9 protein-coding genes are annotated in these 12,769 nt (G+C 35.6%); 3 read left to right on the top strand and 6 right to left on the bottom strand.

The genetic code is table 11. The annotated features are described in order from the left end of the window. The first annotated feature begins 56 nt into the window (after positions 1–56). Positions 57–1,406 carry an MATE family efflux transporter gene (locus tag JNUCC52_RS02690; protein ID WP_172771392.1) on the top strand — a complete coding sequence of 450 codons (1,350 nt, stop codon included), beginning with the start codon at positions 57–59 and terminating at the stop codon, positions 1,404–1,406. Between the two features lie 41 nt (positions 1,407–1,447). On the opposite strand, the gene JNUCC52_RS02685 is transcribed toward JNUCC52_RS02690, so the two are convergent. Both JNUCC52_RS02685 and ku read right to left on the bottom strand, forming a co-directional pair. Continuing rightward, positions 1,448–2,485 (bottom strand): serine hydrolase domain-containing protein, encoded by a 1,038-nt coding sequence (locus tag JNUCC52_RS02685; protein ID WP_337981294.1) that lies wholly within the window; start codon positions 2,483–2,485, stop codon positions 1,448–1,450. Positions 2,486–2,629: 144 nt separating this feature from the next. Next, positions 2,630–3,448, bottom strand: a complete 819-nt coding sequence (ku, locus tag JNUCC52_RS02680; RefSeq protein WP_337981293.1) for a non-homologous end joining protein Ku — start codon at positions 3,446–3,448, stop codon at positions 2,630–2,632. Between the two features lie 99 nt (positions 3,449–3,547). Between ku and JNUCC52_RS02675 the strand changes: the two genes are divergently transcribed. Next, positions 3,548–5,374, top strand: coding sequence for a DNA ligase D (locus tag JNUCC52_RS02675; protein WP_337981292.1), 1,827 nt, complete (start codon positions 3,548–3,550; stop codon positions 5,372–5,374). 65 nt (positions 5,375–5,439) lie between these two features. On the opposite strand, the gene JNUCC52_RS02670 is transcribed toward JNUCC52_RS02675, so the two are convergent. Further along, complete coding sequence (locus tag JNUCC52_RS02670) at positions 5,440–6,402, bottom strand: MBL fold metallo-hydrolase (protein ID WP_337981291.1); 963 nt, start codon at positions 6,400–6,402, stop codon at positions 5,440–5,442. A gap of 825 nt (positions 6,403–7,227) precedes the next feature. Between JNUCC52_RS02670 and acnA the strand changes: the two genes are divergently transcribed. After that, positions 7,228–9,933 (top strand): aconitate hydratase AcnA, encoded by a 2,706-nt coding sequence (gene acnA / locus JNUCC52_RS02665; protein ID WP_172771396.1) that lies wholly within the window; start codon positions 7,228–7,230, stop codon positions 9,931–9,933. Positions 9,934–9,975: 42 nt separating this feature from the next. Here the strand turns inward: acnA and JNUCC52_RS02660 are convergent, their stop codons facing one another. The 3 genes from JNUCC52_RS02660 to JNUCC52_RS02650 form a co-directional block, all read right to left on the bottom strand. Next, positions 9,976–10,896 (bottom strand): TIGR03943 family putative permease subunit, encoded by a 921-nt coding sequence (locus JNUCC52_RS02660; protein WP_337981290.1) that lies wholly within the window; start codon positions 10,894–10,896, stop codon positions 9,976–9,978. A gap of 10 nt (positions 10,897–10,906) precedes the next feature. Next, positions 10,907–11,908 (bottom strand): permease, encoded by a 1,002-nt coding sequence (locus JNUCC52_RS02655; RefSeq protein ID WP_337981289.1) that lies wholly within the window; start codon positions 11,906–11,908, stop codon positions 10,907–10,909. Between the two features lie 193 nt (positions 11,909–12,101). Then, positions 12,102–12,686, bottom strand: coding sequence for a DJ-1/PfpI family protein (locus JNUCC52_RS02650; RefSeq protein WP_337981288.1), 585 nt, complete (start codon positions 12,684–12,686; stop codon positions 12,102–12,104). Positions 12,687–12,769: the final 83 nt, after the last annotated feature.

The following is a 12,769-nucleotide window of genomic DNA, read 5'->3' as shown; positions in this document are numbered from 1 at the left end:
GTTCTTCTACTTATTTAGTTAGATATCTAACGTTTTATTAAAAAGGAGAATTTTATATGGAGAACACATATTATTTTGAGAAAGCACCTATAGCTAAGGCTGTGGCGCATTTCTCATTACCAATGATGCTCGGTATGTCTGTTAGCGTCATTTATACAATATTAAATGCCTATTTTATCGGCTTACTTCACGACTCGGTTATGATGACTGCCATCACACTGACAATTCCTATCCTTGCAGTGTTAATGGCCCTTGGGAATTTAATTGGCGTAGGGGGCGGTACATTTATTTCACGATTGCTCGGAGAAAAAAAGCGAGAACAAATAAAAGAAGTATCTTCTTTTTCATTTTATGCCTCTATTGCTTTAGGAATTATCGCCATGCTAGTAGGAATTTTAGCTACTAATAGCATTACAACAGGGCTAGGTGCCAGTGCAGCGGCTTTTGACTATACAAAGCAATATATTTTAGTGATGCTAATAGGTTCGCCATTTATTATATTAAACTTTTCATTGGAGCAAATTGTACGTGCTGAAGGTTCAGCAATTGTATCCATGGTCGGAATGTTTATAAGTGTAGGTATTAATTTAATTTTAGATCCCATTTTTATTTTCGCTTGCCATTGGGGTGTTCCAGGTGTTGCATTAGCGACACTTATTGGTAATATCGGAGCTGTTATTTATTATAGCTGGCATATAATCCGTAAAAGTGAGTATTTAACTTTATCAATGAAATATTTTAAAATTGAAAAATCAGTCGTATTTGAAGTGTTGAAAATTGGTATTCCAATTGCGCTAATGAGTGCTTTAATGGGATTAACAGCATTGGTGTTCAACAATTTTGCTGCTAGTTATGGAGATGCGGCAGTTGCTTCTTACGGTATTTCACAACGTATTTTGCAATTTCCAGAACTCATTATTATGGGACTTTGTGAAGGTGTTGTCCCACTGATTGCCTACAATTTTACATCAAATAGAAAACGTATGAAATCAACGATAAAATTTACGAGTATGACAGTAGCGATACTAGCAGCAATGTTTGCGATTCTTGTATTTTTAACAGGTAATCACTTAGTTGGTATTTTTACGACAGATCCACAGTTAATTGAATTAGGAAGTTATGTTATTAAAGTAATTTTCCTTTCATTATTCGTCACTGGTTTTACCTTCCTTATCATTGGAATTTTCCAAGCGACTGGGCAAGGAAAAGCAGCGATGATTATGTCCCTTACACAGGGTCTCATCATGATACCAATTTTATTTATTATGAGTAGTATCGCAGGATTCCATGGAATTATTTGGTCCATTTTTATAGGGGATTTCCTTACTTTCTTAATTGGCATAAGCGTTTTATATGTTTTGCGCAATAAATTAACGGTTAATATAGAAGAACTGCAATTTGACTAATGATAGAAAATGAAAGAGCAAGAATTGGCTAACATGCTCTTTCATGTAGAAGTCATGAACGATTGATATAGTTCACCAATAATTCCTTTCATTTGATGAACACCTAAATCGGTATTCGTCATAACAATAAATCCCTTTTCTAAATACGGATAGGCAACGAGCATGCATTGAAATCCAACTCCCCAACCAAGTGAGGAAATTTCAACTTCATGTTCTGTTTCATCAAGAAATATACCTAAACCAGTCCATGCCTTGCCGCCTTGTGGTTGAAGAAACTGTTGGGCCAGCTTTGCAGAGATACCAACTTTACTAGACCCCTTTATAGCATTTATAAATTCTAGCAGTAATTTCGCTAAGTCAGTGGGGGAGGTCCATAAGCCACAAGCAGCAGGATAAGGATATATTGGATAGTTGCCTGCCACTAATTCGCCATTTTGATGATGACCACAAGCGAATGTGTTTTCGGAAGATTTTCTAATAGACGATAGAAAAGAGCTATTTTCCATGTTTAACGCTTTAAAAATAAGTTCATCTATAATAGCATCGAATGATTGTTGCATAACGTCTTCAATTAACAGCTGAATAATACAAAAACCAGCATCAGAGTAATGAAATTCATGCCAAGGCTCATTTGACACCTCAATTGCACTTGGACAATAAGGCGTTTTCCCATTTAACAAGTCAACCATTGAAAAGCTTTCTCGAGGAGCATGTAAAGGTGGGAAACTATCAATAGGGTCAATAATCCCTGATTGGTGGCAAAGTAAGTTACGTAATGTCACTTTTTTATGCTTTGTGAATGCACTCTCAGGTACTTTCCACGAAGTTAGTTTCTTATTAACATCCTCATCTAAATTCAAATAACGTTGTTCTACTAATTTCATTACTAACATGCTAGTTAAAAATTTACTTATTGAGCATGCATTAAATACGGAACGGGCATTTACTTGATGATTGGTTCCTGCTTCTAGTGTGCCGTGATGTGCCAATTTACTGATTTGGCCATTTTCAATTAGCAAATAACTTAACCCTTGGACATGGTAATGTTTCATTCGTTCTTCAATATGTATGTTGGACATTTCTGCACTCCTTTCTTCCATGTTAGTATATCACGAATAGCAAACGTATGTTTTATTAATTGTAATTTTATAACATTATTTACGTATAGATAGACGCATAAGAAAGGCATCGAGAGTAATTTTCGATGCCTTTTCAAAACGCCATTACGCGTTTTTCTTCGCTTTGGTTGCTCTTTTTCTTGTTGCTGGTTTTTTTGTTTTATCTAAAGAAGCTTGGAGTGCTGACATTAAATCGGTGACATTATCGGGTAAAGGACGTTTATCGCTTGCAGAAACTGAACTTGTTGCTTTCTTTTCCTCTATAAGTTCCATTAAAGCATTACGATATTCATCTGTATATTTTTCTGGATTAAAGACAGTTGTTAATTGGTCGACTAGCATGAGTGCAGCGTCCAATTCCTTTTGAACAATAGTTGGCTCGCTCGGAATATTGGGAACGTCTTGCACACTGCGTACTTCATCAGGAAAATGGATTGTTTCCATCACGAGCGCATTTTGATAGACCCGAACAATTGCAAGCTGTTCCTTTGAACGAATGATAATTTTAGCTACACCGATTTTACCTGATTCCTCTAATGTTTGTCGCAATAGAGCATATGCCTTACTGCCCGTTGTATCAGGTGATAAAAAATAAGTACGTTCAAAATAAATAGGATCAATTTCACCTAATTTAACAAAATCAATAATTTCAACTGCCTTATCTTCATTTTCTTTACGTAAGTTTTCTATTTCCTCTTCATCAAGAACGACAAATTTATTTTTTGCATATTCATATGCTTTCACTATATTTTCATCTGTAACCTCTTGGTTGCAGCCCTCACATACTTTTTTATAGCTAATAGGTGTATGGCATTCTTTATGAAGCTGTCGTAATTTGATGTCTTTATTTTCTGTTGCTGCATGTAATTTTACAGGAATGTTGACAAGTCCAAACGATATACTGCCTTTCCAAACTGTATGCATGTTGTCACCTCGTTTTTCTTACTATGTTATATTTTGATGATTTTTATGTATGCTAAATACAAATCGTCAATCAGAACGAAAAGAAAGTAGGTGTGCATTATGAAACCAATGTTATTAACAGAAGCAATCGAACCGCCAAAAGGAGAAGAATGGTTTTATGAAGCAAAGTACGATGGTTTTCGTTGTATTATACAGTGGACCGAAGAAGAACCTATTTTAATCAGTAGAAATGGGAATGTACTTAATCAGTTATTCCCAGAGATTATTGCGTATTGCAAAGATCTTTACAAAAAAATAAAAGCATATTTACCCTTAACATTTGATGGTGAGCTAGTATTTTTAATGAACAACTATAAAAGTGAATTCTCAATTGTCCAACAAAGAGGGAGAATGCAAAATAAAGAAGTGATTGCTGCACATGCAAAATCATTTCCATGTCATTATGTTGTATTTGATTTACTGCAATTTAAAGGTGAAAGTCAAGCGAATCGATATTTAAAAACACGTAAACAGCAACTAACGACACTTTTTACGAAATTGAAGTTGCCGACTACTATTAATTATGAAGATAATCGACGCCTGCAAGCAATCGATGTTTTTGAGGACACCTCAGCGATATGGCATTTGATAACTACCTATAATGGCGAAGGTCTTATTGCAAAGAAAAAAACAAGTAAGTGGCAGGAAAATGTACGCACGAATCAATGGATGAAGATAAAAAATTGGAGAATGGTTACGGTCATTGTCACGAAATATGATAAAGGAAATGGTTATTTTCAAGGTTGTGTTTATCGACAGGGTGAATTAACAGTAGTGGTTGTTTTTAGACATGGCATGAAAAATGACGAATTAAACACACTAATAGCATTTTTTAAAGCAAATGGTATTAAACAAAATGAAACATGGGAATTAGAGCCATCTATCTGTGTTGATATTGCCTGTATAGATTTTGATGGCAAAAAGTTAAGAGAGCCACGATTTCATGCTTTTCGATTAGAGATGGATCCACAGGAATGTAATTGGCAACAAATGCATCGACAACTTATGCCGATACCTGAAAGTGTACAAGTAACACATCCAAACAAGCCTGTATGGCCAGAAATCGGTATTACAAAAGATAGCTATTTGCACTATTTACAATTCATATCACCGTTAATATTGCCTTTTTTGCGTCAACGACCAGTTACATTAATCCGCTTTCCTCATGGCGTGTCAGGAGAGAGCTTTTATCAAAAAAGCAGTCCTGATAATCTCCCAGAGTTTGTTGCAACAGAGAAAGTTAGTGAACATCATGGGATTTTATGCAACAATCTTGAGACATTATTGTGGCTAGGAAATCAGCTTGCGTTAGAAATTCACATTCCCTTTCAAACAATTGATACTGATAAGCCGACAGAAATTGTTTTCGATTTAGATCCACCTAATGTAGAAGCATTTTCACTTGCCATAAGTGCTGCACGCCACCTAAAAGAAATATTTGATTATTTTAAGTTACAATCATTTGTTAAAACTTCAGGGGGCAAAGGCCTACAAGTTTATATACCTTTACCGTATAATACTTTTTCATATGAGCAAGTTCGGCAATTTACAGAGTTTGTATGTCGTTTTTTATGCGAGCAAAAAACGGGATTATATACAATTGAGCGGTTAAAGAAAAATAGAAATGACCGATTGTATTTAGACTATGTACAACATGCGGAAGGAAAGACGATTATTTCACCATTTTCCACTCGCGGTAATCCAATGGGCTTAGTAGCGACACCGTTATATTGGGATGAAGTAAATGAACAGCTTCGACCAGAACTTTTTACAATACCTACTGTCATTGAGCGAATTAAACGGGTTGGTAATCCTTTTAGAAATTTTGAAGCAATAGGGGAGGAACAGGATTTTCAAGCTGTGCTCCAGCATTTAACTAATCAATGACAGTCGTAAAAAAATCTACAAAATTTCTCCAATTAGCCTGGAGAAACATTGCAGATTATAATTGCTTATTTTACGAGATGCTTTTCTTTTTTTGCTAAGTAATCAAGAATGCCCATTGCGGACACGATTGTATCAAAAGGAATTGTTTGATAGACTGGATGGTTTTTTGATATACCATTTTCTTGTAGAAAATGATGCAATAATGTTTGTAATCCTTTATCTAGCAACTTTACTTGTTCTTCGACTATATCAGATGCTGCTCGTGCCTTTTCACCTTCAGCTAAAAACAATGGAGTCCAATAGCGAACTTGGCGATAAGCTTCAGTTGGGTTTTGATATGCTCCATAATGACCGAAATATAATTCTTGTACATTGAGCTCCTCGTATAACTGAATAGATTTTTCCATTGTTTCAGGGTCATACTGATTTGGAGAGGTTGACGGGATGATTAAATCAATTGCTTCATCCGCCATCTCTGGATATCTGACACCAGTAGTATCGCCTACAAACAATCCATTTGTAGCAGAATAATGCATCGATACGTGGTGCTTTGCATGTCCCTCCGTATGATAAAACGTAAGCTGATGATTACCTAATGACAATATATCTCCATGTCCTGCTTCAATAATTCGTTCTGGAGCAATAGGGACGATGGGGTCAAAAAGACGCTCGAATTCATTACCATATACAGCCTTTGCACTAGCAATTAGACGACTTGGATCAACCATATGTGTAACACCACGCGGGTGTACGACCAACTTTGCATTAGGGCAACTTTGAAGAAAAAGTCCTGCACCACCTGCATGATCTAAGTGAATATGTGTAACGATAACATAATCAATATCTTCTAGTGTAATTTGCAATTCATTTAAACCTTCTATTATATAGGGAACTGAAGGACTGGCAGATGTCTCGACTAATGCGATTTTTTCATCAATAAGTAAATATGCGCTTGTACGTTCCTTCCTATTTAAATCATGTGTATCAATGCAAAAGAAGTTTGGTGCTATTTTTTGTATTCGCTCCATTAAATAAATCTCCTCCTTATTTGAAAAAAACTATTTTTTCTCTAAAACACCTTTTTTATCTACAAAAAGAGTATTTATACTATATAATAATGGAATTGCAAATTGAATGTCTATTCATTTTTGAAAGATAAAGGAGAAATAAAGAAGAATCTAGGCTATTGAACAGTAAAGTTTATAACGTTCACGTTCGAGTAAAGGTAAAGGGGAATAGTATTACAGTATAGAGAATGTTGTTGTATAAAAGAAACTTATATGGCGACTAACAGTTTTATCATTAATGTATTAAGTACTATTTAGCAGTTAGAAAAAATTTTACAGCAAACTAGAATGTAAGTGAGTTGACTGAAGGAGATACTGCTTTGACAGATGAGATTTTACTCTCAGTAGGGAGTGTATGGAAATTGCAGAAATAACGATGACTACAACCGTTCAAAAGTAGAAGTTCCATATTAGGTTGAAATCGCTCGTTACTAATGAACGGTTAACTACGCGCTTGCTTCATTTGTTTTTCTATTATTTGGTTCAATAACAATTTATTACTTGTATTTTTATAGTAAACAACTAATTTTACTATTGTTCAAAACTATAGATGAATATTTTTTTGAAAAATGTTCACAATAAATTAGGCTGAAATATGTCATTTTCGTCACAAAATCGCTCATTCATGTTAAATAAACGAAATAATTTTTATGTCATAAGAAATACTTATTGAAAAAGATAATATTAATGTAATTTACTTATGAATATAAATACGCTATTATGGGTGTTGGAGAAAAGATGCTTTACATTAGGCCTTTTCAAAAAGATATTTAGGGGGATCCGCAAATGGCACAAGGTAATTTACACAACAGCCGCGCATCATTCGAAGTTAATGGTAAAACTTACAATTACTACAACTTAGCTGCGATTGAAAAAGCTGGCGTTGCAAAAGTTTCAAACCTTCCTTACTCAATTAAAGTATTATTAGAATCTGTATTACGTCAATATGATGCATATGTTATCAAAGAAGAACACGTAAACGAATTAGCAAAATGGGGTAACGGTGCTGATCCAGAAGCAGAAGTACCATTCAAACCTTCTCGCGTTGTATTACAAGACTTTACTGGTGTACCAGTAGTAGTTGACCTTGCATCTCTTCGTTCAGCAATGAAAGAAATGGGCGGCGACCCAAGCAAAATCAACCCTGCTATTCCAGTTGACCTTGTAATTGACCACTCAGTACAAGTTGACAAATACGGTAATGCATCTGCATTACAAGCTAACATGGACCTTGAATTCGAACGTAACGCTGAGCGTTATAACTTCTTAAAATGGGCTCAAACAGCTTATAATAATTTCCGTGCTGTACCACCAGCAACTGGTATCGTTCACCAAGTAAACTTAGAGTATTTAGCTCCAGTTGTACACGTAAACGAAAATGCTGACGGTACATTCGAAACATTCCCAGACTCAGTAGTAGGTACTGACTCACATACAACAATGATCAACGGTATCGGCGTTCTTGGATGGGGTGTTGGTGGTATCGAGGCTGAAGCAGGTATGCTTGGTCAACCTTCATACTTCCCAATTCCAGAAGTTATCGGTGTTAAATTAGTTGGCGATCTTCCAAACGGAACTACTGCTACTGACTTAGCATTAAAAGTAACACAAGTTTTACGTCAACGTGGCGTAGTTGGTAAATTCGTTGAGTTCTTCGGACCTGGCGTATCTAAATTACCACTAGCTGACCGTGCAACAATTTCTAACATGGCTCCTGAATATGGTGCTACATGTGGTTACTTCGCAATTGACGAAGAATCATTAAACTACATGCGTTTAACTGGTCGTGACGAAGAGCACATCGCGGTTGTAGAAGCTTACTTAAAAGCTAACCATATGTTCTTTGATCCAACATTAGAGCCAGTTTACACTGACGTATTAGAAGTAAACTTAGCTGAAATCGAACCAAACCTTTCTGGTCCTAAACGTCCACAAGACTTAATTCCACTTTCTCAAATGCGTTCTCGTTACAAAGAAGCAGTAGTGGCTCCACAAGGTACTCAAGGTTTCGGTTTATCAGAAGCTGAATTCGAAAAAACTTCTGTAGCTAAATTTGCTGAAGGTGATGTAGAAATCCCAACAGGTGCTGTAGCAATCGCTGCTATCACTTCTTGTACAAATACATCTAACCCATACGTATTAATCGCTGCTGGTTTAGTTGCGAAAAAAGCTGTAGAAAAAGGCTTAACTGTACCTAAATGGGTTAAAACTTCTTTAGCACCAGGTTCTAAAGTTGTAACTGGTTACCTTGAAGATTCAGGTTTACAAACATACCTTGACCAAATCGGTTTCAACACTGTAGGTTACGGCTGTACAACATGTATCGGTAACTCAGGTCCATTACTTCCTGAAATCGAAGACGCTATCAAAGACAACGACTTATTCGTAACGTCTGTTCTTTCTGGTAACCGTAACTTCGAAGGCCGTGTACACCCACTTGTAAAAGCTAACTACTTAGCTTCACCACCACTTGTTGTTGCTTATGCACTTGCTGGTACTGTGGATATCGACCTACAAAAAGATTCATTCGGTAAAGACAAAGATGGTAACGAAGTATTCTTCGCTGATATCTGGCCTTCAACTGAAGAAGTTAACGCAGTATTAGGTACTGTAGTTAACCGTGAATTATTCCAAAAAGAATACGAAACTGTATTCACAGCTAACGAAAAATGGAATGCAATTGAAACATCAACTGAGTCTCTATACACATTTGATGACAAATCAACTTACATTCAAAACCCACCATTCTTCCAAGGTCTTGCAAAAGAGCCAGAAGCTATTAAAGGCTTAGACGGCTTACGCATTATGGCGAAGTTCGGTGACTCAATTACAACTGACCATATTTCTCCAGCTGGTGCAATCGGTAAAGATACACCTGCAGGTAAATATTTAATCGAAAACGGTGTTGCAATCCGTGACTTCAACTCATACGGTTCTCGTCGTGGTAACCACGAAGTTATGATGCGTGGTACATTTGCAAACATTCGTATCCGTAACCAAGTTGCTCCTGGTACAGAAGGTGGATTCACTACTTACTGGCCAACAGGCGATGTAGAGTACATCTATGACGCATGTATGAAATACCAAGAACAAGGTACTGGCTTAGTAGTACTTGCTGGTAACGACTACGGTATGGGTTCTTCTCGTGACTGGGCTGCGAAAGGTACATTCCTTCTTGGCGTGAAAACTGTTATCGCACAATCTTACGAGCGTATCCACCGTTCTAACTTAGTAATGATGGGTGTTCTTCCTTTACAATACTTAAACGGTGAATCTGCTGATTCTCTAGGTTTAACTGGTAAAGAAGAAATCTCTGTAAACATTACTGACAACGTAAAACCACGTGATATCTTAACAGTTACTGCTAAATCTGAAGACGGTACAGTTAAAACTTTCCAAGCTTTAGCTCGTTTCGACTCAGAAGTAGAAGTAGACTACTACCGTCACGGTGGTATCCTACAAATGGTTCTTCGCGCGAAAGCTGCTGAATAATTATTTCATGAAAACCGATCTCTTAGGAGGTCGGTTTTTTTGTTATTTGCTAATGAGAATGTCAATTGGATATATATAAGGCTCAACAGGTTCCTGTATTTTTTCCCACTTTTCAACTTTAATAATAGGAAGCTCAACGCCATTATACTCCCCAATATCGATCTTACCTTCTGCTTCAATCCATGTATCTTCTTCTAAATTTGCAGCTTCGGGCATTTCTGTTAAAAACCCGATAATGCTGGCATCGGCAACACAATGTGTAATGAAGAATCTCGAAATGACTAACTGATTCTCTAGAAAATCTTTTTCCTTTAACACAAAGCCACTTAGTTTTATCGTTTTACCTTGATATTTTAATAAGTTAATATTAATATCCTCGTAATAAACAGAAAATATATAATTTGTCATGTCGACTATTGGATTCTGTACAAGTTGTTGTTTTAATTTGTCATAGTCCTTTTTTGACATTTCTTGTTTTTCTTCTAATAGTTTTGGATCAATTGGATGATCTTCTAACAACATATTACTATTTGATTGATTTAGCGTGCCTTCCTCTTCATTTCTTGCTGTCTGAGATTGTTTTGCCATCATAATAGTAGCACCTTTTTTCTGGGCTATGGATGCATCCAAAAATTTCGTTGGCAAAATAAATCCAGTTAGCAATGGAGTAACTAAAACTAGATAAGATATTATTCTTTTCCAATTAAAAGGCGGATCAGCCGTATGATGTGAACAACACTCGCATAACGAATCTTTGTGATGGCTATTATTTGTAGAAGTAAAAATCCTTTTTATTTGAACTATAAATAAAACGAAAAAGATAATAGCTACAATTTTACTTAAGTTTTCATATTTCGGATTGATTAATTTCGTAATTTCCCCAGTTGCAAGCAATTTGATAATCATAACAGAAAAGGCGAGCAAAATAGCGGCTTTTACCGCTTGTTGGAAGTGAAATTTCATTATTGACCTCCTAAATATAAGGTGCGATAAGCCATATTATTATAAAGACTACAAAAAACACAATAGTTAATACTGATAGTACAAATTTAAATCGAAATACTCCCAACATCATAATCGTGTTTTTAAAATCAATCATAGGTCCAAAAATTAAGAAGGCAAGTACAGATGGAGTTGGAAAAATAGAGCTGAAGGAGGCTCCTATAAATGCATCCGCTTCGGAACATAAAGAAAGAATATACGCTAACAGCATCATTACTAACATAGAAGATGTAATATTATTACCAATTTCCACAAGCGTTTTAGTAGATACAAAGGTTTGAACAAAAGCTGCTAAAAATGCCCCAATTATTAAATATTTGCCCATATCAAAAAACTCATCAATAGAATGGTTAACCATGTTTGTACACTTTTTGATGAATGATATTTTTTCTGCACGATGCTGTGGATGATCGATTCGTATATCATTTTTAAACTGTGTTCCGATAAAAATTAGACTAATAATGAAAGCGACTATAATGGCTATGACAAAGCCTAATAACATGCGCAACCCAGCGATTTTTAAATCATTACCAAAAGCCATATATGTAGAAATAATGACAATAGGATTAATAAGGGGTCCCGTTAGCATAAAACCCATTGCCGCATGAATAGGTACCCCTTTGGAAACAAGTCTTTTAACAATCGGAACTATTCCGCATTCACAAGCAGGGAAAAGAGCTCCAATTACACAGCTCATAACAATGGCTAAAAATTTATTTTTTGGTATGCACTTTTGGATATGTTGTTCAGTAATAAAAATTTGAATAAACCCAGCAATCAGAACCCCAATTAGCACAAACGGTAATGCTTCGATTAAGATACTCAAAAATATAGTATTTAGATTTAATAGTGCGGGACCGACAGAAACTAAAAATGAAATGCTTGGAAAGATAGTAGGGGTTAGAAATAGACCAATCATCAGCAATAGGAAAAAACGAGCATTAAAAAAATATTTGCTAAGTTGACGATTCACATTTGCCTCCTGAAAATTTGACTTAACAATATCGACGATAAATTGATAAATGATAATCGTTACGTTTTAAAATAAATTATGTTTAGATACCTTTCGATATTACTATTGAATTTAAAAAATAGGATCATCTCCAATTTTTTTCGTAGAATGAACGGACGAAAAAAAAGATGACCCTATTTTATAAATACTACTATTAGTTAAATCCCATTAAATCTTTTACTCTCAGTGTATTCTCAGAAGTTGTTAGCATTTCAAGTAAGCCAAATGCCACATCAAAAGCAGTCCCTGGATTCGATGATGTAATAATGTAATCTGTTTGCACTATCCGTTCATTGACAATATCTACTTTATACGAACGGAGCTGCTCTAATCGTTTACTAGTTGGATGATTGTAAGTTGTCGCCTGTTTATTTTGTAAAATGCCACAATGCCCTAATGCTAGTGAAGCTACACATATAGTGGCGATTGGCTTTTGATGTTCGTTAAAGTGTGAAATGACTTGCTGAAATTCATCACTAAAAGCATCCTCATAAAATCCCGCTTCCTCAAAGCCTCCTGGAATTGCTAATGCATCAAAGTCTTCTAGTTCAATTTCATGTAGCAACTTTTCTGGTGTGACCAAAAAATTCCATGTGCATTGGAGCTGTTTATGTAAACCTACTGTTACGACTTCCGTTGTGCCATCGCCCTCCCATTTATTCCAGCCTAGCACATCTGTAAAGACACTCGCTTCTACAGCCTCAAAGCCATTTGCTAAAAGTAATAATATTTTTTTCATCTTAGCTAGCCTCCTTTATATTTTTAATTGTAATAAAGGAAGTGATTTAATTACATACGCTATATAATGTAATTAATAGTGTT

Source organism: Lysinibacillus sp. JNUCC-52, assembly GCF_015999545.1.
GTDB lineage: Bacteria > Bacillota > Bacilli > Bacillales_A > Planococcaceae > Lysinibacillus.
Note: the sequence above shows the minus strand (reverse complement) of the source record. Positions and strands in the feature narration are given on the sequence as shown.